The organism is Devosia sp. (assembly GCF_017744655.1).
Classification (GTDB): domain Bacteria; phylum Pseudomonadota; class Alphaproteobacteria; order Rhizobiales; family Devosiaceae; genus Devosia.
On sequence record NZ_JAGIAW010000003.1, the window covers coordinates 167,076 to 186,431 of the forward strand.

The 19,356-nt window shown below is 61.6% G+C and carries 19 protein-coding genes; 6 read left to right on the forward strand and 13 right to left on the reverse strand.

Features of this window, described 5'->3' with window-relative positions; genetic code table 11:
• Positions 1–79 precede the first annotated feature (79 nt).
• On the forward strand, positions 80–1,180 hold the full coding sequence (leuB, locus tag J7557_RS08600; RefSeq protein ID WP_291419311.1) for a 3-isopropylmalate dehydrogenase: 1,101 nt from the start codon (positions 80–82) through the stop codon (positions 1,178–1,180).
• A gap of 57 nt (positions 1,181–1,237) precedes the next feature.
• Here leuB and J7557_RS08605 read toward each other — a convergent pair whose 3' ends face one another.
• The 5 genes from J7557_RS08605 to J7557_RS08625 form a co-directional block, all read right to left on the reverse strand.
• Positions 1,238–1,507, reverse strand: a complete 270-nt coding sequence (locus J7557_RS08605; protein WP_291419313.1) for a BrnA antitoxin family protein — start codon at positions 1,505–1,507, stop codon at positions 1,238–1,240.
• Complete coding sequence (locus J7557_RS08610) at positions 1,491–1,793, reverse strand: BrnT family toxin (RefSeq protein WP_291419315.1); 303 nt, start codon at positions 1,791–1,793, stop codon at positions 1,491–1,493. The genes J7557_RS08605 and J7557_RS08610 overlap by 17 nt, the downstream gene beginning before the upstream one ends.
• Positions 1,794–1,897: 104 nt before the next feature.
• Positions 1,898–2,260, reverse strand: coding sequence for a 30S ribosomal protein S16 (gene rpsP / locus J7557_RS08615; RefSeq protein ID WP_035084937.1), 363 nt, complete (start codon positions 2,258–2,260; stop codon positions 1,898–1,900).
• Between the two features lie 36 nt (positions 2,261–2,296).
• Complete coding sequence (gene ffh, locus J7557_RS08620; protein ID WP_291419318.1) at positions 2,297–3,880, reverse strand: signal recognition particle protein; 1,584 nt, start codon at positions 3,878–3,880, stop codon at positions 2,297–2,299.
• Between the two features lie 197 nt (positions 3,881–4,077).
• Positions 4,078–4,515, reverse strand: coding sequence for a trans-aconitate 2-methyltransferase (locus tag J7557_RS08625; RefSeq protein ID WP_291419320.1), 438 nt, complete (start codon positions 4,513–4,515; stop codon positions 4,078–4,080).
• 152 nt (positions 4,516–4,667) lie between these two features.
• On the opposite strand from J7557_RS08625, the gene dapF reads away from it, so the two are divergent.
• From dapF to J7557_RS08645, 4 genes are all read left to right on the forward strand, one after another.
• The gene (gene dapF / locus J7557_RS08630; RefSeq protein WP_291419593.1) at positions 4,668–5,516 is read left to right on the forward strand and encodes a diaminopimelate epimerase; all 849 of its coding nucleotides are present in this window, start codon (positions 4,668–4,670) and stop codon (positions 5,514–5,516) included.
• Entirely contained in the window at positions 5,516–6,778 is a 1,263-nt protein-coding gene (gene mtaB / locus J7557_RS08635; RefSeq protein WP_291419322.1) for a tRNA (N(6)-L-threonylcarbamoyladenosine(37)-C(2))-methylthiotransferase MtaB, read from the forward strand. The genes dapF and mtaB overlap by 1 nt, the downstream gene beginning before the upstream one ends.
• Before the next feature lie 25 nt (positions 6,779–6,803).
• A complete protein-coding gene (gene ftsY / locus J7557_RS08640) occupies positions 6,804–7,994 on the forward strand; it encodes a signal recognition particle-docking protein FtsY (protein WP_291419324.1) in 1,191 nt (396 codons plus the stop codon).
• 83 nt (positions 7,995–8,077) lie between these two features.
• A complete protein-coding gene (locus J7557_RS08645; protein ID WP_291419325.1) occupies positions 8,078–8,707 on the forward strand; it encodes a septation protein A in 630 nt (209 codons plus the stop codon).
• A gap of 181 nt (positions 8,708–8,888) precedes the next feature.
• Here J7557_RS08645 and J7557_RS08650 read toward each other — a convergent pair whose 3' ends face one another.
• The 8 genes from J7557_RS08650 to htpX form a co-directional block, all read right to left on the reverse strand.
• A complete protein-coding gene (locus J7557_RS08650; RefSeq protein WP_291419326.1) occupies positions 8,889–9,308 on the reverse strand; it encodes a DUF1761 domain-containing protein in 420 nt (139 codons plus the stop codon).
• Between the two features lie 68 nt (positions 9,309–9,376).
• Positions 9,377–9,745 carry a metallopeptidase family protein gene (locus J7557_RS08655; RefSeq protein WP_291419595.1) on the reverse strand — a complete coding sequence of 123 codons (369 nt, stop codon included), beginning with the start codon at positions 9,743–9,745 and terminating at the stop codon, positions 9,377–9,379.
• Between the two features lie 53 nt (positions 9,746–9,798).
• Positions 9,799–11,205, reverse strand: coding sequence for a 3-isopropylmalate dehydratase large subunit (leuC, locus tag J7557_RS08660; protein WP_291419327.1), 1,407 nt, complete (start codon positions 11,203–11,205; stop codon positions 9,799–9,801).
• Positions 11,206–11,309: 104 nt separating this feature from the next.
• Positions 11,310–12,665, reverse strand: a complete 1,356-nt coding sequence (locus tag J7557_RS08665) for an oligosaccharide flippase family protein (protein ID WP_291419329.1) — start codon at positions 12,663–12,665, stop codon at positions 11,310–11,312.
• Positions 12,666–12,771: 106 nt separating this feature from the next.
• Positions 12,772–14,355 carry a bifunctional phosphoribosylaminoimidazolecarboxamide formyltransferase/IMP cyclohydrolase gene (gene purH, locus J7557_RS08670; RefSeq protein WP_291419331.1) on the reverse strand — a complete coding sequence of 528 codons (1,584 nt, stop codon included), beginning with the start codon at positions 14,353–14,355 and terminating at the stop codon, positions 12,772–12,774.
• Between the two features lie 67 nt (positions 14,356–14,422).
• Positions 14,423–16,048: a heparinase II/III family protein gene (locus J7557_RS08675; protein WP_291419333.1), complete on the reverse strand. Its 1,626-nt coding sequence runs from the start codon at positions 16,046–16,048 to the stop codon at positions 14,423–14,425.
• 178 nt (positions 16,049–16,226) lie between these two features.
• A complete protein-coding gene (locus tag J7557_RS08680; protein WP_291419335.1) occupies positions 16,227–17,528 on the reverse strand; it encodes an RsmB/NOP family class I SAM-dependent RNA methyltransferase in 1,302 nt (433 codons plus the stop codon).
• A gap of 61 nt (positions 17,529–17,589) precedes the next feature.
• Positions 17,590–18,573: a zinc metalloprotease HtpX gene (gene htpX, locus J7557_RS08685; RefSeq protein WP_291419338.1), complete on the reverse strand. Its 984-nt coding sequence runs from the start codon at positions 18,571–18,573 to the stop codon at positions 17,590–17,592.
• A gap of 93 nt (positions 18,574–18,666) precedes the next feature.
• Between htpX and J7557_RS08690 the strand changes: the two genes are divergently transcribed.
• Positions 18,667–18,882, forward strand: coding sequence for a DUF1674 domain-containing protein (locus J7557_RS08690; RefSeq protein WP_291419340.1), 216 nt, complete (start codon positions 18,667–18,669; stop codon positions 18,880–18,882).
• Positions 18,883–19,356: the final 474 nt, after the last annotated feature.

Genomic DNA, 19,356 nt, shown 5'->3' on the forward strand with positions numbered 1-19,356 from the left:
CCCTTGCGCGAAAAGCCAAAATAAAGCTATGTGCCGGGCCAAGGTGTACCCACCAGTACGGCGAGGAGTTTTTCCCAAAATGGCCACCCATTCCCTCTTTCTTCTGCCCGGCGACGGCATCGGCACGGAAATCATGGTCGAGGTCGAAAAGATCATCGCCTGGACCAATGCCGAAGGCCTGACCGATTTCTCGCTCGACCGCGGCCTCGCCGGCGGCGCCGCCTATGACAAGCACTCTGTTGCCATCACCGACGAAGACGTCGCCAAGGCCAAGGGCGCCGATGCCGTCATCTTCGGCGCCGTGGGTGGTCCCAAGTGGGACAATGTGCCCTATGAGCACCGCCCGGAAGCCGCGCTCCTGCGTCTTCGCAAGGAACTGGCCGTCTTCGCTAACCTGCGTCCCGCGATCTGCTATCCGGCGCTGGCCGAAGCCTCCTCGCTCAAGAAAGAGCTGGTTGAAGGGCTCGACATTCTCATCGTCCGCGAACTGACCGGTGGCGTCTATTTCGGCGAGCCGAAAACCATTACCGATCTCGGCAATGGCCAGAAGCGCGCGATCGACACCCAGGTCTACGAAACCTACGAAATCGACCGCATCGCTCGTGTCGCCTTCGATCTCGCCCGCACCCGCAAGAACAAGGTGCACTCGGCCGACAAGAAGAACGTGATGAAGTCGGGCGTGCTCTGGGACGAAGTGGTCAAGGGCGTCGCCAAGGATTATTCGGACGTCGAACTCCACCACATCCTGGCCGACAATGCCGCGATGCAGCTGGTGCGTACGCCAAAGCAGTTCGACGTCATGGTCACCGATAATCTTTTCGGCGACATTCTCTCCGACGTTGCCGCCATGCTGACCGGTTCACTCGGCATGCTGCCCTCCGCCTCGCTCGGCGCGCCCGATGCCGCCACCGGCAAGCGCAAGGCCTTTTATGAGCCCGTCCACGGCTCGGCTCCTGACATTGCCGGCAAGGGCATTGCCAACCCGATCGCCATGATCGCCTCGCTCGCCATGGCGCTACGCTATTCGTTCAACATGATCGAACTGGCCGACAAGGTTGAAGGCGCCATCTCGGCTGTGCTCAGCGATGGCCTGCGGACGGGGGATATTGCCCAGGACAACCGCAAGACCATTGGCACCGAAGAAATGGGCGCGGCGATTCTGAGCAAGCTCAAGGCTTGAAGCCTCGGTTCATTACACCCGAAGAACAAAGGCTCCGGTTTTGATACCGGGGCCTTACTATTTGTTGCTATCAACCTTTTCGGCGAGCCAGGTTTTGATCAGCGATTGATAGGGAACGTCGCGCTTGTTCGCGGCCACTTTAATCCGCTCCAGAAGGCCATTTGGTAGCCGCAGCGAGATGGATGTCGAGCTTGGCTTCAGATTGGGCAGGCTTACGGTTTCAGCCTTGCTCCAGTCGACATAGTCGGTCGTATCATTGGCCTCCCAAAACGCCCGTTCTTCGATCTCGCTCTGGAATTGCGGAATGGGTTTAAGTGTTTTGCTCATAGTAGGCCCTTTCCTTGCGGCTCATGTCGCGGGCTGAAATGACGCGTATCTTCGTTTCGTCCTGCCGAAGCGTAAACGTTACATGCAGCGAACGGCCATCGTCGGTATGACCCAGAGCATGAATGCGAATCTCATCGACACTGTGCAGGTGATCAATCAGGGTCAACAGGGGCTGGTTGAAGAACATCTGCTCAGCTTCGGCTTGGCTCACCGAATGCTTGTCGGCGCTCTTACGAGTGTTGCCATCGTCCCACTCAAAGCCTGTGATAACAGTCCAGTCGATCATCCACGTATATTGCCATAATATACACTGTGTTCAAGTGGGTACGAAAAAAGCCCCGGTCGCGAGACCGGGGCTTTTGCATTCGCGGGACCAAAATATCCCAAAAATTACTCGGCAGCGCCTTCGGCGGCAGCGGCGGCCTTGGCAGCCTTTTCTTCAGCGCGTTCCTTGGCCTTGGTGCCGGGTTCGCCCTTGTTCGGGTTGTTGCGGGCTTCGCGCTTCAGGAGGCCCGCAGCGTCGAGGAAACGAGCAACGCGGTCGGTCGGCTGGGCGCCAACGGAAACCCAGTGCTGGGCGCGTTCGGTGTTGAGCACGACGCGGTTTTCAGCGGTCTTGTCGAGCAGCGGGTTGAAGGTGCCCAGCTTTTCGATGAAACGGCCATCGCGCGGCGAACGGGCGTCGGCGATGACGATGTGGTAGAACGGGCGCTTCTTGGTGCCAGCGCGGGCAAGGCGGATCTTGAGGGACATTTTTTGTTCCTAAGGGTGTCGGTTGAAAGTTCAGGGTTATTTCTTCTTGCCGAGGCCCGGAAGGCCAGGGAAACGGGGAGCACCGCCAAGACCGGGCAGACCTGGGGCCCCAGCGGATTTCAGAAGCTTGTTGACGTCGGTGGGCAGCTTGTCGGTCATCGGCAGGTCAGCCGAAGGAAGGCCTTTCAACTGGTCGGGATTGATGCCGGCCTGACGGGCCATCTGTTCGAGCTGCTTTGGGTCCATCTTGGAGAGGTCAGGCATGCCACCGAGCATGCCGCCCATTTTGCCGCCGAACATGCCGGCCAGCGACCCCATGCCGCCCTTGGAAACCTTCTTCATCATGTCCGCCATCTGGCGGTGCTGCTTGGAAAGCTTGTTGATTTCGGAGACTTCGACGCCCGCGCCCGCGGCGATGCGCTTGCGGCGCGAGGCATTGAGCAGATCCGGATTGGCCCGCTCTTTCTTGGTCATGGAATTGATGATGGCGATCTGACGGTCGAAGACCTTCTCGTCGACATTGGCCCCGGCCATGGCCTTCTTGATCTGGCCGGCGCCGGGCAGCATGCCCATCAGGCCGCCCATGCCGCCCATCTTCTTCATCTGCAGCAGTTGTGCGCGCAGATCGTCGAGATCGAAGGAGCCCTTCTTGAGCTTGGCCGCCATCTTCTGGGCGTCTTCGGCCGTGACGTGCTCGGCGGCCTTTTCGACGAGCGAGACGATGTCGCCCATGCCCAGAATTCGGTCGGCGATACGCGCGGGATGGAAATCCTCGAGCGCATCCATCTTTTCGCCAACACCGATCAGCTTGATCGGCTTGCCGGTGGCCGCGCGCATCGAGAGCGCCGCACCGCCACGACCGTCGCCATCGACGCGGGTCATGACGATACCGGTCACATCGAGACGGGTGTCGAAGCTGCGCGCGACGTTGATCGCGTCCTGACCGGTCAAAGCGTCGACGACGAGCAGAATTTCGTGAGGCTTGGCGATCTCCTTGATGGAGACCGTTTCAACCATCAGCTCTTCGTCGATATGCGTACGGCCGGCGGTATCGAGAATGAGAACGTCATAGCCGCCAAGACGGCCTTCGCGCTCGGCGCGGCGGGCAATTTCAACGGGCGTTTCGGCCGCAACGATCGGCAGAGTATCGACGCCGACCTGTTCGCCGAGCACGCGGAGCTGCTCCATGGCGGCCGGGCGGCGGGTGTCGAGGGACGCGAGAAGAACCTTCTTCTTCTGGCGATCCTTGAGACGCTTGGCGATTTTCGCCGTGGTCGTCGTCTTACCCGAGCCCTGTAAACCCACCATGAGGAGGGTAACGGGCGCCGGGGCATTGAGATCGATGGTAACGGCATCGGAACCGAGAACGGCAACCAGCTCGTCATTGACGATTTTGACGACCTGCTGGCCCGGCGTCACCGAACGGGTGACTTCGGCGCCGACAGCGCGCTCGCGGACCTGCTCAACAAACGCGCGTACAACTTCGAGCGAGACGTCAGCCTCGATCAGCGCCCGGCGGATTTCGCGCATGGCCGCATCGACATCGGCAGCGTTCAGCGCGCCGCGTCCACGAAGACCATCGAAAATTTTGCCAAGCCGGTCTGAGAGGCTCTCGAACATACTATTTCCTTTTCGCTCGCGGAGACGATCCCCGGAGAGATAAGTACCAAAAGGCCAAACGCAAAACCCACCCGCGGGCGCAACGCGCTGGCGGATGTTGGCCTCCGGGATCGTGGTACCCGTATGGGGTCCCGGTCGGCTGGTCAGGAGCAAAAGCCTGATGAACAGGGGGCGTTTATGACAGATGGCCTATCGAGTCAAGGAAAGTCCGGCAAATCAGCCGCGGAAAGCGGCGCGGCATTATCGACGATGAGCACGGCTCCTGGCGCGAGTGCAGCCTTCAGCCTCCCCAGGGCGCGGGCTTCAAGCTCAGGATGGCGTCCGTCCAGTGCCCCCACGCGCATGGCAAAAGCGAGTTCGAATTTCTGCTCACCGGGTTGAAGCACAAAATCCTCGATCGCTACGCAGCGAAAGGCGAGCTTGCCCGTGGCTATCTCCTCCTCCGAGCCGGCAATGGCCGCTGCCACGGCCTTTCCCGAGCGGTCGATGGCAAGGATCATTCCCGTTTTTAGCTTCTGGCTGACAAGCCGCGCGGCAACGCCAGGCCCGCAACCGATCTCCAGAACCCGCATACTCCCGGTTAGGGGCAGGGCGGCGACGACATTCGCAATGCGGGGTGAAACTCGATCAGCCATGCGTCAACCTTCCAATTACGCCACGACAGAACCCGTCAGCAGCGCAAACGCTCCCATGCAGCGCCTGCACTGGCAATTGCCGGCTAGTTCCGCCATATAGGGTTCGACACAGATACAGGCGAAACGCTTTGAGCAACGCACCCTTTCTCAAGATGAACGGGCTGGGCAACCAGATCATCGTGGCCGACATGCGCGGCCGCCGGGATCGCGTCACGGCCGAAGCCGCTATATCAATCAATGCCCGCGCCGAAACCAAGTTCGACCAGATCATGGCCATCCATGATTCCAGGACGTCGGGCACGGCCAATTATATCGAAATCATCAATTCTGACGGTTCCCGCGCTCAAGCCTGTGGCAATGGCATGCGCTGCGTGGTGCAGACCCTCAGCGTCGAGCAGGGCCGCCAGCGCTTCACCTTTGAAACTGTGGCCGGCATTCTCTTTGGCGAAGAGGCGGAAAACGGGCTGATCACCGTCGATATGGGCACGCCCAAGTTCGCCTGGTTCGATATTCCGCTCGCCGAGGAATTTGCCGATACCCGCAAGATCGAGCTGCAGATCGGACCGATCGATGCGCCGGTGCTGCATTCGCCTTCGGTCATGTCGATCGGCAATCCGCACGCCACCTTCTGGGTCAAGGACGACGTCTGGTTCTATGCCCTCGACCGGTTTGGGCCGCTGCTCGAAAACCATCCGATCTTTCCCGAGCGCGCCAATATCGGCATCGCCCAGGTCACCGCACCCGACAAGATCATCCTCCGCGTATGGGAGCGCGGCGCCGGCATTACCGAAGCCTGCGGCACTGCTGCCTGCGCGGCTCTCGTCAATGGCGCCCGTACGCGCCGCACCGAACGCAAGGCAACGGTGACGCTACCGGGCGGCGATCTCGTGGTCGAATGGCTGCCGGATGATCATGTCACCCTGACCGGTCCTGCCGAGTTCGAATGGCGCGGTGAATTCGATCCTGCAACGGGCGCCTGGACGCGCGCCGAGGCGGCCTGATGGCGGTTCGCACGCTAACCTTCGGCTGCCGTCTCAACGCCTATGAAGGCGAAGTGATGAAAGCCCAAGCCGAAAAGGCCGGGCTCGAGGACGCCATCATCATCAATACCTGCGCCGTGACGCAGGAAGCCGTCAGCCAGGCACGAAAAGCCGTGCGCAAGGCGCGCCGCGAAAACCCGCAAAGCCGCATCATCGTCACCGGCTGCGCCGCCCAGACCGAGGCGCGCTCTTTTGGCGACATGGCTGAGGTCGACCTTGTCATCGGCAATGCCGACAAGCTCAAGGCCGAGAGTTATAGGCCGATGACCTTTGGCCTGCCGCTCAATGACAAGGTGCAGGTCAACGACATCATGAGCGTGCGGGAAACCGCCGGGCACCTCATCGAAGGCATGGACGCCCATACCCGCGCCTTCGTGCAGGTGCAAAATGGCTGCGATCACCGCTGCACATTCTGCATCATTCCCTTTGGCCGCGGTCCCTCGCGCTCGGTGCCGATGGGGCTGGTGGTCGAGCAAATTAAGCGGCTCGTGGGCAATGGTTATCGTGAGATCGTGCTTACCGGCGTCGACATTACCTCTTATGGCCCCGACTTGCCGGGCGCCCCGACGCTGGGCCTTCTTACCCAGGCGATCCTGAAGCACGTTCCGGACCTGCCGCGGTTGCGGATTTCCTCGATCGACTCCATCGAGGCCGATGCAGCTCTTTACGAGGCCGCCGCCGATTTGCGACTGATGCCGCATCTGCATCTGTCGCTGCAATCGGGCGACGATCTCATCCTCAAGCGCATGAAGCGTCGGCACTCACGCGACGACGCGCTTGGTGTGGTCGCAAAGCTGCGGGCGATCAGGCCGAACATGGTGTTTGGGGCTGACATCATTGCCGGTTTTCCGACGGAGACCGACGAGATGTTCGAGAATACGCTGCGCTTCATCGGTGAAGCAGGGATTACGTACATTCACGCCTTCCCCTATTCGCCGCGCCCCGGCACTCCGGCCGCGCGCATGCCGCAGGTGAGCAAGTCGATTGCCCGCGAGCGGGCGGGCCGTCTGCGCGCAGAGGGCGAAAAGCAATTTGCGGCATTGTGCGATACGCGCCTTGGCCGCATTGAGAACGTGCTTATGGAGCGGGGCGGTCTCGGCCGCACCGAACAATTTGTGCCCGTGGGCGTTGCCGGTATGGAGCCAGGTGAGCTTGCCGCAGTCGCGATAACCGGTCGCGGTCCGGATGGGCTCATGGGCGAAAAGCTACGGGTTGCTGCCTGAAGGCGGCGAGGGAAAGACTTCAGATATGACCGACAAGAAACCCGGCTTTTTCCAGCGCCTCTTTGGCAATCAGCCGGCCCCCGTGCCGCCGGCTCCGCCCGAAACGCTGCCCGAGACCCCGGCCGTGGCGCCGGAGCCGGTTGCTCCAACGCCTGAACCCGTTCCCGAGCCGGTCAAGCAGCCCGAACCCGTCGATACCCCGCCGCCTCCTGGGCCGCCGGAAACAACGCCCGACTATATCGAGGCCGTGGAAGAGCAGTTCGTCACGCCGCCCGCTGTCGTTCCGGCCCCGGCCCAGCGCCAGAGCTGGTTTTCGCGCCTGACCTCGGGCCTCAAGCGGTCTTCGGACAATCTCACCAGCTCGATCACTTCGGTCTTCACCAAGCGCAAGCTCGATGCGGCGACGCTGGACGAACTTGAGGACGTGCTCATCCAGGCCGATCTCGGGCTCGAGACGGCGATGTCCATCACCGAAACCCTGCGCCGTGATCGCTTTGACCGCGAGGTGTCCGACAGCGATGTGCGTGCCGTGCTCGCTTCGGAGGTCGAAAAAGTGCTCGGCCCCGTTGCGCTTCCGCTTGTGATCGACACGGCCAAAAAACCCTTCATCATCCTGATGATCGGGGTCAATGGTTCGGGCAAGACGACGACCATCGGCAAGCTGGCACAAAAGTTCGCAGGCGAAGGAAAGTCCGTGATGCTGGCTGCAGGCGATACGTTCCGCGCCGCCGCCATCGAGCAGTTGCAGGTCTGGGGCAAGCGCACAGGTGCGCCGGTAATCTCAAAACCTGCCGGCTCCGACGCTTCGGGTCTTGCCTTCGACGCCGTCACCCAAGCCAAGGCCGAGGGCCGTGATGTGCTGATCATCGATACGGCGGGGCGCCTGCAAAACCGCGATGAGCTGATGGACGAGCTCGAAAAGGTCATTCGCGTCATCAAGAAGGTCGAGCCATCAGCGCCGCATGCGACGCTGCTCACCCTTGACGCAACGACGGGCCAGAATGCCCTCAAGCAGGTCGAGATTTTCGGCAAGCGCGCTGGCGTGACGGGCCTCGTCATGACCAAGCTCGATGGCACCGCCCGCGGCGGCATTCTCGTTGCCATCGCCAAGAAGTTTGGCCTGCCGGTGCACTTCATCGGCGTCGGCGAGGGTGTCGACGATCTCGAGCCTTTCGAAGCCAAGGATTTTGCCAGCGCAATTGCCGGGCAAGACTGAGGTTTCGGTCAAAATCTAACCACTCTTACTGGCTATTCGGCTTGCATCAGGTGGCTCATGCCATCACATTGGCAGGATACGCCATGGAACGTTCAATGACCGACAAAGCCGAAGCGGACGTCAATTGGGACGAGCTGCGCCCGCAGATCACCAAGCTGGCCCTGGAACTGGGACCGCTGGTGGTGTTCTTCATCGCCAATGCGCGCGCCGACATATTTGTCGCGACCGCCTGGTTCATGGGCGCCATGGTCGTGTCGCTGCTGCTCTCCTGGCTGATCCTCAAAAAGGTCGCCGTGATGCCGCTCGTTACGGGCGTGGTGGTGCTGGTCTTTGGTGGCCTGACGCTCTGGTTGCAGGACGACACTTTCATCAAGATCAAGCCGACCATCACCAATGTGCTGTTCGGCTCGGTGTTGCTCGGCGGCCTGCTGTTTGGCCAGTCGCTGCTGAAATATGTCTTCGGCGAAGTCTATAAGCTCAAGCCCGAGGGCTGGTGGCGGCTGACGCTCAACTGGGGCATTTTCTTCTTCGTGCTCGCCGTGATCAACGAAGTGCTGTGGCGCAATTTCTCGACCGAGATCTGGATCGCCTTCAAGGTCTGGGGCGTCATGCCGCTGACGGTGCTGTTCTCGATGAGCCAGTTGCCGCTGCTGAGCAAATACGCGCCACCGAACGAACCGCCTTCTCCGCCCAATATCGTGGTCGAGAGCTGATTTTTGGTCCTTCAAGACATCCAAAAACAGAGTGTCATCCCCGCGAAAGCGGGGATCTTTGTTTGCGCGGTTGAACTTCCAACTATCGTCACCACCGGGCTTGTCCCGGTGGTCCATGCATCGGCAAGATGGATTGCCGGGACAAGCCCGGCAATGACGATGGCGGGGAAAGGTCGGTTGACTAGACGGCCGCAGCAACCGGTCCGAAAAGGCCGATGACTACACCCTGGATGACCAGCACGCCCAATACATGGGCGCTGTCGATCAGGGTCAGCGACCATTTCATGCCTTCATAGCGGTGGTTCATGATCATCACCGTGAGCACGAAGCCAAACCAGCACAAAAAGCCTGTCAGCGCGCCAGCGCCGATGTCGACCGTGCCCATCAAAGCTGGGATGAAGACGGCAATGAAATAGGCCATGACCAGTTCGACGACGACCGACCAGATGAATGGTGTGTAGCCGGGGTCAAGCTGATCCCTGGTCTTGCCGAGGGCGACCATCCATTGCTTGGACAGGCTCATGTACCAGACCGCGCCAAAGGCGAAGCTGGCGACGGTAGCCAGCACGATGGCCAGCCAATTGACGGCAAGAAACGACATGGAATTCCCCCGAAAGCGCAGCATGCGCCCAAGGCAATCTATGCCTTTTCAAATCGCTGGGGAACGGGTCAGTCTTCCGCGTCGGCGCGAGCTTCGATCTCTTCCATGTCCTCATCGGAAAAGCCGAAATGGTGGCCGAGTTCGTGGATCAGGACGTGGGTGACGACTTCGCCGAGCGTGTTGTCGTCGTTTTCGGCCCAATAGTCGAGGATGGCGCGGCGATAGAGGAAGACCGTGTTCGGCATTTGCCCGGTCTGGGGAACGGCGCCGTCTTCGGTGAGACCAATCCCGGTGAAAAGCCCCATCAGCTCGAAGGGGCTTTCCATCTCGAAATGGGCGAGCACGTCGTCTTCGGCAAATTCGGCCACCGTGCAGGTGACGTCGGCCGCGAGCGACTTGAAGGGCTCGGGCAGTTCGGCCAGGGCCTTGCTGGCCATGGCCTCGATGTCATCGAGGGTCGGGGCATAGAACCCCGACCAGTCGGTGGCTTTTACTTCCACTCGCGGATGTCGACGAAGTGGCCGGCAATGGCGGCAGCGGCAGCCATGGCGGGGGAGACGAGGTGCGTACGGCCCTTGAAACCCTGGCGGCCTTCAAAGTTGCGGTTCGAGGTCGACGCGCAGCGTTCTTCGGGTTTCAGCTTGTCCGGGTTCATGGCTAGGCACATGGAGCAGCCCGGTTCGCGCCATTCAAAGCCGGCATTCTTGAAGATCACGTCGAGACCTTCTTCTTCGGCCTGCGCCTTCACGAGGCCTGAGCCTGGCACGATCATAGCCGAGACGTGGCTCGCGACCTTGCCATCGCCAATGACGGCAGCGGCAGCGCGCAGGTCTTCGATACGGCCATTGGTGCAGGAGCCGACAAAGACGCGATCGATCTTGATATCGGTGATCGGGGTGCCGGGCTTGAGGCCCATATAGTCAAGGGCACGCCATTTCGAGGCGCGCTTGGTTTCGTCCTGGATATCATCCGGGTTCGGAACCACGCCCTGCACCGAGATGACGTCTTCCGGTGACGAGCCCCAGGAAACGATCGGCGGCAGTTTTGCGGCGTCGAGGATGACGACCTTGTCGTAGTGCGCGCCTTCGTCGGTGTAGAGGGTCTTCCAGTAGTCGACGGCCATGTCGAACGCTTCGCCCTTGGGGGCGCGCGGACGGTCCTTCACATAGGCAAAGGTGGTTTCATCAGGCGCGATCAGGCCGGCGCGGGCGCCGCCTTCGATAGTCATGTTGCAGACCGTCATGCGGCCTTCCATCGACAGCGAGCGGATGGCTTCGCCGGCAAATTCGATCACGTGGCCATTGCCACCGGCCGTGCCGATTTCGCCGATGATGGCGAGGATGATGTCCTTGGCGGTGACGCCGGGCGGCAACTGGCCATCGACACGCACCAGCATGTTCTTGGCTTTTTGCTGGATCAGCGTCTGGGTGGCCAGAACGTGTTCCACTTCCGACGTACCGATGCCGTGGGCCAGCGCGCCGAAAGCGCCGTGGGTCGAGGTGTGCGAGTCACCGCAAACGATGGTCATGCCGGGCAGGGTAAAACCCTGTTCAGGGCCAACGATGTGGACGACGCCCTGACGCTTGTCGAACGGGTCGTAATATTCGATGCCGAAATCCCTAGTGTTTTCCGCCAGCGTCTCGATCTGGATCGCGCTTTCCGGGTCGGGATTGGGCAGCGAGCGATCGGTCGTCGGCACGTTGTGGTCGACCACGGCCAGCGTGCGCTCGGGGTGACGAACCTTGCGACCGTTCATGCGCAGGCCTTCAAAGGCCTGCGGGCTCGTCACTTCGTGCACGAGGTGACGGTCGATATAGAGAAGGCTCGTGCCGTCCGGATTGTTCTGAACCAGATGGTCGTCCCAGATCTTGTCGTAGAGCGTGCGGGCCTTGATCATGCGTCGTGTTCCGAGGGGCAGGAATGGAAGTTTGGATTGGTTCTAAGCCCGAACCGGCTTTTGGGTCAAGAACAACCGTACTCTTGGGTACGCTCTTGCCGTAATCAGTTTGCCGGGGCGTCGCGCAGGCGGCCGACGGCAAGAGCGCCCAGCAGGCTCGTATCAAGCCCAATGCGGTAGCGGCACCATAGAGCAATGGCCACCTGGGCCAGGATGCGGGCGCCCATATTGACCGCTGCGGCACCAACAATGCCCCAGATCGGGATCACGGCGATCTGAACGAGAAACCCAAAACCCATGATGGCGCCAAAAATGCCGACATAGGCGCGTTCGTGTCCGGTCATCATCATCACGATCTTCGAGGGGCCGGTGACGGCATCGAAAAGCAGGCCAAAGGCGAGGAGCAGCAGCACCAGCGTGCCCTCGGCATAGGCAGGGCCGAAGAGCGAGAGGATGAACTCGCCGAAAAACATGAACAGCGCGAAGATCACGAGCGAAAAGACAAAGCCGGCCCAGGCGCAGAGCGCGGTGATGGCCTGGGCTTTCCGCATGGCGCCGGAGTGGTAGTGCTCGGCCACCATGGGGGCGATCACCAGTTCGATGGCGAAGGTGAAGAGCGTCATCAGGCCGGCAGTGCGGAAGGCGTTGAAATAGAGGCCGGAGCTTTCGAGATCGAGCATCAGGCCGACAAGGATGACGTCAGCATTGAGCGTAAAGGTTTCGATCAGTGCGCCGAGCAGCAGCCACTTGCTGAGGCTCCCCCAGCGCTGCCAATGGGTCTTTACCGGCGCGACGCGCGGCAGGATGGCGTAGTTGCGCTTGAGCGCCACGCTCATTTGCAGGACCAGTGCGCCTATAAGAAGGGCGGCGGAAAGCGTCAGCGCATCAGGACCGCTGAGCACAATGCCCACTGCAAAGAGTGCCATCACGGCAGCCGGCAAAGCCAGGCGCCAGAAGATGTCGCGTGGAAGCAGAGCGGTCCAGAGCGATCCCTGGGCTCGCAGCACCGAGGAATTGTACTCGGCCAGCGCCATGGGAAGGATGAGGAATGCCGCGCCGATGAAATGATTGATGGTCTCGCGCGGCGGCAGGAAGGGAATGCTGGCGACGGCAAGGACACAGAGGAGGCCGGCGAGGATCAGGCTGGCGCCAATGGTGATGGCCGAACCGGCAGCGACAACGGCTTCCGCGTCGCTTTTCTCGCCTTTGGCGCGCAATTGCGGCCAGAGGCGCAGCACGGCCGTGGATTGGCCCATGCCGGCGAGAATGGCGAGCACGGTTGCCAAGGCGAGGCCAAAGGCAAAATGGCCATATTCGCTCTCGGTCTGGGTGCGCGAGAGGACGACATAGGTGATGTAGGTGAGGCCCGCGGTCGCGACCTTGATGCCGAGCGAACCCACCGAGCGCAGAAGGCCGGTAGAGAGCAGGGCAGAAAGATCGGTTGGAACAGCCAGCCGCATGAAGGTCCTCGTGCCGGCCAAAATGCCGAGCGGGCAGAGAGTGCCAGAACCCCGTCAAGAAGGTCTTACCGTGAGGGTTTTTTGGCCCTCACGGCAGCGTGTTCGCCTAGTGGCGGAAGTGGCGCATGCCCGTCATCACCATGGCGATCCCTGCAGCGTCGGCGGCCGCGATCACTTCGTCGTCGCGCATCGAACCGCCCGGCTGGATGACGGCTGTAGCACCGGCCGCAACGAGGGCTTCAAGGCCATCGGCGAAGGGGAAGAAGGCGTCGGAAGCGACGACCGAACCAACCGTCAGCGCGCCTTCGATACCCGCAGCTTCAGCGGCGTCGATCGACTTGCGATGCGCAACGCGGGCGGAGTCGACGCGGGACATCTGACCAGCGCCGATGCCGGCCGTCGCGCCGTCCTTCACATAGATGATGGCATTGGATTTGACGTGCTTTGCGACCTTCGCAGCCAGCTTCAGGTCTGCCAGTTCCGCCTCGGTCGGGGCGCGCTTGGTGACAACCTTCAGTTCGCAATCATCGACATTGCGATTGTCGCGGCTCTGCACGAGCAGGCCACCGGCCACCGATTTCACCTGCAAGCCCTCGGCCTTGGGATCGGCAAGGCCGCCGGTGAGGAGAAGACGCAGGTTCTTCTTGGCGGCAATGATTTCCTGAGCCTCAGGCGTAGCGGAGGGGGCGACGATCACTTCGGTGAAAACCTTCACGATTTCGGTCGCAGTCTCGGCGTCGATTTCGCGATTGGTGGCGACGATACCGCCAAAAGCCGAGACCGGATCGGTGCGCAGGGCCTTCTTGTAGGCCTCGGTCAGGTTGGAAGCTGTAGCGACGCCGCAGGGATTGGCGTGCTTGATAATGGCGACAGCAGCAGTTTCCTTGGGGTCGAATTCGGAAACCAATTCGAAAGCCGCGTCGGTATCGTTGATATTGTTGTAGGAGAGCGTCTTGCCCTGCACCTGCGAGGCGGTCGCAACGCCAGGACGGTTCTCGCTGGTCTTGTAGAAGGCGGCCCATTGATGCGGGTTTTCGCCATAGCGCATGACTTCGCTCAGCGTGCCGGCAAAGCTGCGATAGTTGACTTCGGCAAAGTCGATTTCCTTGGCAAACCAGGCCGAGATCGCGCTGTCATAGGCTGCGGTGCGGGCATAGGCTTTTGCCGCCAGCCTCTGGCGCAGCTCGTAGGGAATGCCGCCATTGCGGATGGCTTCGAGGATGGCCGGATAGTCGGCGGGATCGACGACAACGGTCACATAGGCGTGGTTCTTGGCCGCCGAGCGCACCATGGCGGGGCCGCCGATGTCGATGTTCTCGATGATCTCGTCGTAAGAAGCGCCGGAAGCGACGGTCTTTTCAAACGGATAGAGATTGACGGCGACGAGGTCGATGGGGCCGATCTCGTGTTCGTCCATGCTCGCCTTGTGCTCGGGATTGTCACGAACCGAGAGCAGGCCGCCATGCACTTTTGGATGCAGCGTCTTGACGCGACCATCCATCATTTCCGGAAAGCCGGTCAGGTCGGAAATCTCGCGCACCGGCAGGCCGGTTTCGGCGATGAGCTTATGCGTGCCGCCGGTGGAGACCAGCTCCACACCGGCTTCGGAAAGCCCGCGGGCAAAATCCGCCATTCCCGATTTGTCGAATACCGAAAGCAGTGCCCGCCCGACCGTGACCGTCTTGCCCATGAGTTTTTGCTCGCATTGGAGGAGATTTCGCGGCTCCGCTATCACGAACGGGCCGCGGAGTCCAAGCTCAACCGTGTTCGCGTGTCAGGATCCAGCCTACTTCCACACCCGGGGCGAGATCGGCTTCGAGCACGAGCTGAATGGTGCGGTTGAAACCGAGATAGGCCGATTGGCGGACGCTATCGTCCTGGCGGAGGGTCGCGCCTTCCCAGAGGAAGCTCCAGACCTCGCCATTGGGCAGGGTCAGCCGGCGCATGCCCTCGCCGACCGGGGCATGAACGGAAATGCCCGGGGCGAGGTGGAAGCGGATGGAGAGGTGTCCGTTCGGCGTGCCTTCGGCAACGACGCGATCCTGTCCGACCAGTGTCGTTCCATCGCCTAGCAGGGTCAGGCGGCGTTCGATCTCGGCACCAAAACGGTTGGCATAGCCGATGGAGGAGACGGCCAGCATATGCTCGGCTGGCACCAGTTCCATGTCCGGCACAGCGGGCGGTTTTGCGCGAAAACCCTTTGGCGGCACAAAGGCGTCTTCGTCCTCGATGGTCGGCGAGGAATGGGCGATGGCCTGGCGGAAGAGATCGCGTGTTTCCGGCATGTCGGCGGGCGCGGGGCCGCAGGAGCCGAGGATTAGTTCGCTGCCGTGCGAAAATTCGAAGGCAAGGGCGCCGGCATGGGCTTCGGCATCAAAGCCCGGTTCCGGCCGCAGGCCTGAATCGGCAATGACGACGGCGCGGCCACTGCGCAAAATGCCGTAACCGCCCAAAATGCGCGATCGCCGCGCCGGCGTCGGGCCATTGGCCTGCACGGCCACCAGCACGTCATGCGGCACCTGTCCGCAGCCGTTGAAATAGGCGAGTTCGCCGCTCGAAAGGGTAACGGCGTCTAGCGCCTCGTGCATGCGGTCGATGCGATTGGAGAGCGAAGCAAAGGTCGGGCTGCCATGGCGGTTGGCAGCTTGGCGCAGGCTTGAAAGCTCGACCAGCAGATTGAGCTGAATGCGCGGGTTGCGGCTCTTGTGGAGCCCCTCTTCGTCGAGCTGTTCGGCAAGAGCCGCGTCGAGTTGCATGAGGCGCGCTTCGACATCGGCGCTGTCTTCCGGCTCGCAGAGTTCGGCGCCCAAAATGCCCATGGCTGCAAAGAGTCGGTCCACAGGATCAGTCGCGAGCTTTCCGCGGACACGAAGACTTTGCACCTGCGTACCGAGGCTGCGCTGCATGGTCTTGGCCTGGTCGGGCGTCGCGCCATCGAGCAGCAGCGGCAGGTGGCGGAGCCAGTTGAGCACGCGCTGACCGGTCAGCGGCAGCGACCAGCTTTCTGGATCGAACTTTCCTTCGCGTCCTATCCAGTCAAGCACCAGCGTGCGGGCAAAGAGCTTTTCGCCGGGATCGCGGACATCGCGGAAATGCCGGAGCCAGGAAAAGCTCTGCAGATTGTTCCACCAGTCGGGGAAATCGACATCGAGGGAAAATGGCGAGGTGCCGCCGGTTTCGATGAGTTTTGAGGCGAGGAGGTAGCGCCCCGACATCATTTCGCGGACCGCATCCCGGTCGGTGGGGCGGAATTCGGGGAGTTCACCCTTATAGCCCTGCTCGGCAAGGCCCTGCCAGGTCCAGCGCGTGAAGCGCGAGGTAACGACGGCATCGGCGAAGCGCAAGCCAAAGCGTCGCGAGGTCGCACCGGACCGCCCGCTCAACGTCTGTCTCCGCGCGAAAAACCTACGCGGGCAGGTCGATCGCTGCCCTCAAATCCCACCGGAATGAACCTTCCAAGACGCGGCACCGGCCGCTCGATGTTGATGCGTCTAGTGAATTTGCCGTGATTTGCCCAGCCGGGGATAGATTTCTTGCTGGAAAACTCCTGCGTCCACAGACTTAGCTCGCCCGGCGAAACCGCGCCACAAAGAATCCATCCATGCCACCGTCGACGCCATTCGGTGCCATCGAGGGTAGAGTGCGAACGAGGCCGCCCGACGTGACAGCGCCTTCAAGGCCGGGCAGTTCCGTTGGAGCAACCGGGTGAAGTTCGAGATTGTGGAACGCTTTAAGGGCCCAACCCACGATCGCCTCACCCTCTTCGGGTTCAAGCGAGCAGACACAATAAATCAGGCTCCCACCGGGAGCGAGGTTCTTTACGGCCCGGGCGAAAATGCCCTGCTGCAGCTTTACCCGGCCTTCGATATCGGCGGCATTGCGGTGCCACAGAACCTCGGGGTGTCGACGGAAGGTGCCGGTGGCCGAACAGGGAGCATCAAGCAGAATACCGTCAAATGGTTCGGCTGCGATGTAACTCGTTGCGTCGGCTTCGATCACGGTCGGATTGTAGCCAAGCCGAGCCATATTTGCCTGGAGGCGTTCGAGCCGCGTGCCGTCGCTGTCGAGCGCGGTCACGACATAGCCGGCCTTTGAAAGCTGGGCCGTCTTGCCGCCGGGTGCGGCGCAGAGATCGAGAACATTACCCCCGGTCTTGGCAGCGAGAAGGCGTGCGGGCAGGGCGGAGGCGACGTCCTGCACCCACCAGCGACCCTCGTCATAAAAGGGCAGGGCGTCGACCGGGCGATCGCGCGTCTCGACGCGGATGGAATCGGCGATCAACCTATCGCCGCCAAGAGCCTCGACCAGCGCGGCGTCGTCGTCCTTGAGGGTGAGATCGAGCGGCGCGCCATCAACGAGACCATCGACAAAGCGTGCAACCGCGTCGGCGCCATAGGCGGCTTCCCATTTCCGCTGGAAGGTGTCGGGGAGAAGCAGGTCGTCTTCAAGCAGACCATAGCGGGCCGAATTGGCCTGGGCGCGGCGGAGCACGGCGTTCATCAGGCCCGAAAGGTGCCGCGCCTTGGCGTCGCGCTTGGTGGCTTCGACGGCAAGGAACAGGGCGCTATGAGCGCCGATATCGGGCAGGAAAACCAGCTGGGCCAGCGATAGGCGAAGCACGGCTTCAAAAGTGCCAGACTTCGCCGGCATGCCCTTTTCGAGCAATTCGGCAATCATCAGGTTGATCTGACCCTGACGGCGCAGGGCAGTGTTGATCAGGCGGTTGGCAAGCGAGCGATCGCGGCCATCGGGCAATTCTGCCGCCGACAGGGGCGCAAAATGCTCACCGCCCAGAACGGCACGGAGCCTCCGGGCGGCAATCAGACGGAGCCCAAGGCCAGCCGGATCAGGTTTTTTCGACAATCAGCACTCTCTTCGCGTCGCTGAACGGAAAACCGGTAGCCACTTTTCCGCGCGACGCATCTTATCCCCAAGGACCGCGCACGCCGCTATCGTCTTCGCCACGGCCTGCACTCGGCACCCGCCAGCCGCCGCCGGTATCGCGGCCACTGGAAGCGGACTGCGGACGGGGCGCGGGTCTGCGGCCCTTATCGTCTACGCGCATCTCGCCCGCAAGCCTCTGCAAGGCGGCGATGCGATTGCCGGTATCGGGATGGGTGGAAAAGAGATTGTCCATCCGGGCGCCCGAGAGCGGGTTGATGATGTACATATGGGCCATGGCCGGGTTGCGCTCGGCCGCGACATTGACCTGACGACCGGCAAGGGTCGCGATCTTGTTGAGCGCCGAGGCGAGCGCCAGCGGATCGCCTGAAATCTCGGCGCCATCCTTGTCGGCCTCATATTCGCGGGTACGGCTGACGGCCATCTGCACCATCATTGCCGCGACCGGGGCGAGGAAAACCATCAGCAGCGCGCCAATGCCGCCCAGCGGATTGTCGCGATTGTTGCCGCCGCCAAAAAAGAGGCCGAACTGGGCAAGGGCCGAAACGGCACCGGCCAGCGTCGCCGTGATGGTCATGGTCAGCGTGTCGCGCGAGCGAATATGGGCCAGTTCGTGCGCGACGACACCGGCCACTTCGCGCGTGTCGAGTTGGCGCAGCAGGCCCGTCGAAACCGCAACAGCGGCATTGTTGGGGTCGCGGCCAGTTGCAAAAGCGTTGGGCTGGTCGGACTGGATGACATAGACCGCAGGCGTCGGAATGCCGGCGCGCTTTGAAAGCGTGTCGACCATGTCATAGAGTTCGGGTGCCTGGCTCTGGGCCACGGGCACGGCATTCTGCATGCGCAGCACGACCTTGTCCGAATTCCAGTAGGCAAAGAGATTGGTGCCGGCTGCAAACAGCAGGGCAATCATTATGCCGCCGGTACCGCCGATGAAATAGCCGACCACCATGAACAGGGCGGTCATGGCCGCGATGAGTACAAAGGTGCGGAAGGCGTTGAACATCAAAACCCCTTGGGTTGGTCTCTTCGAACAATTATGTTGTGTGGCGAAGCGTTCCCTGCAAGCGCATGACCATATTGTAATGCGAACCCGACCATGACCGATAGCACCGAGCCGCAAGACATTCCGGCTGAAGCCGAACATAGGGTACTCACCCCCGCCGCACAGCGCGCCCTCGCCGAGGCCGAAGCGCGCCGCAACGAGATCGACGCCGCCAGCGCCATGGCGCCGAAAGAAAAGGGCGGCCGCGGTGGTTTGGAGCCGGGTCGCTATGGCGATTGGGAGATCAAGGGCCTTACCAGCGATTTTTGAATCCGCCCATTATGCCTCGATGATCGTCACCACCGGGCTTGTCCCGGTGGTCCATGCGGAGGCGGGATGGACTACCGGGACAAGCCCGGTAATGACGACAAGCAAAAGGGTTCGACCCGAACCGAATCCCCCTCACCCGTCTCGCGCTACGCGCGATCCACCCTCTCCCCGATGGGGAGAGGAACAAGAGGTTATCGCCGGCCTATTCTTCTCCCCATCGGGGAGAAGGTGGCGCGCAGCGACGGATGAGGGGGAGTGCCGCCTCGTGCACGGCGCTTCGTCAAACTACGCCCTCTCCAAGCGACAGCTCCAACACCTAACCCCCGCGCGTCCCGCGAACATGTTGTGCGATATACGAACAAAGTGCGGTATTCGCCAAAAACGCTGGAGCGATCCCGGAAACGTCTTTGATTTCGTAACAATTGACGAGTAGTAATCTCGAACTATTCCAAACTGGACGCCTCTCCCTCGCGT

Bases quoted from the DNA above. Each gene is read 5' to 3' on its own strand.
- leuB (WP_291419311.1), top strand. From the start codon at position 80: ATGGCCACCCATTCCCTCTTTCTTCTGCCCGGCGACGGCATCGGCACG.
- J7557_RS08605 (WP_291419313.1), bottom strand. From the start codon at position 1,507: ATGAGCAAAACACTTAAACCCATTCCGCAATTCCAGAGCGAGATCGAA.
- J7557_RS08610 (WP_291419315.1), bottom strand. From the start codon at position 1,793: ATGATCGACTGGACTGTTATCACAGGCTTTGAGTGGGACGATGGCAAC.
- rpsP (WP_035084937.1), bottom strand. From the start codon at position 2,260: ATGTCCCTCAAGATCCGCCTTGCCCGCGCTGGCACCAAGAAGCGCCCG.
- ffh (WP_291419318.1), bottom strand. From the start codon at position 3,880: ATGTTCGAGAGCCTCTCAGACCGGCTTGGCAAAATTTTCGATGGTCTT.
- J7557_RS08625 (WP_291419320.1), bottom strand. From the start codon at position 4,515: ATGGCTGATCGAGTTTCACCCCGCATTGCGAATGTCGTCGCCGCCCTG.
- dapF (WP_291419593.1), top strand. From the start codon at position 4,668: ATGAACGGGCTGGGCAACCAGATCATCGTGGCCGACATGCGCGGCCGC.
- mtaB (WP_291419322.1), top strand. From the start codon at position 5,516: ATGGCGGTTCGCACGCTAACCTTCGGCTGCCGTCTCAACGCCTATGAA.
- ftsY (WP_291419324.1), top strand. From the start codon at position 6,804: ATGACCGACAAGAAACCCGGCTTTTTCCAGCGCCTCTTTGGCAATCAG.
- J7557_RS08645 (WP_291419325.1), top strand. From the start codon at position 8,078: ATGGAACGTTCAATGACCGACAAAGCCGAAGCGGACGTCAATTGGGAC.
- J7557_RS08650 (WP_291419326.1), bottom strand. From the start codon at position 9,308: ATGTCGTTTCTTGCCGTCAATTGGCTGGCCATCGTGCTGGCTACCGTC.
- J7557_RS08655 (WP_291419595.1), bottom strand. From the start codon at position 9,745: ATGGCCAGCAAGGCCCTGGCCGAACTGCCCGAGCCCTTCAAGTCGCTC.
- leuC (WP_291419327.1), bottom strand. From the start codon at position 11,205: ATGATCAAGGCCCGCACGCTCTACGACAAGATCTGGGACGACCATCTG.
- J7557_RS08665 (WP_291419329.1), bottom strand. From the start codon at position 12,665: ATGCGGCTGGCTGTTCCAACCGATCTTTCTGCCCTGCTCTCTACCGGC.
- purH (WP_291419331.1), bottom strand. From the start codon at position 14,355: ATGGGCAAGACGGTCACGGTCGGGCGGGCACTGCTTTCGGTATTCGAC.
- htpX (WP_291419338.1), bottom strand. From the start codon at position 18,573: ATGTTCAACGCCTTCCGCACCTTTGTACTCATCGCGGCCATGACCGCC.
- J7557_RS08690 (WP_291419340.1), top strand. From the start codon at position 18,667: ATGACCGATAGCACCGAGCCGCAAGACATTCCGGCTGAAGCCGAACAT.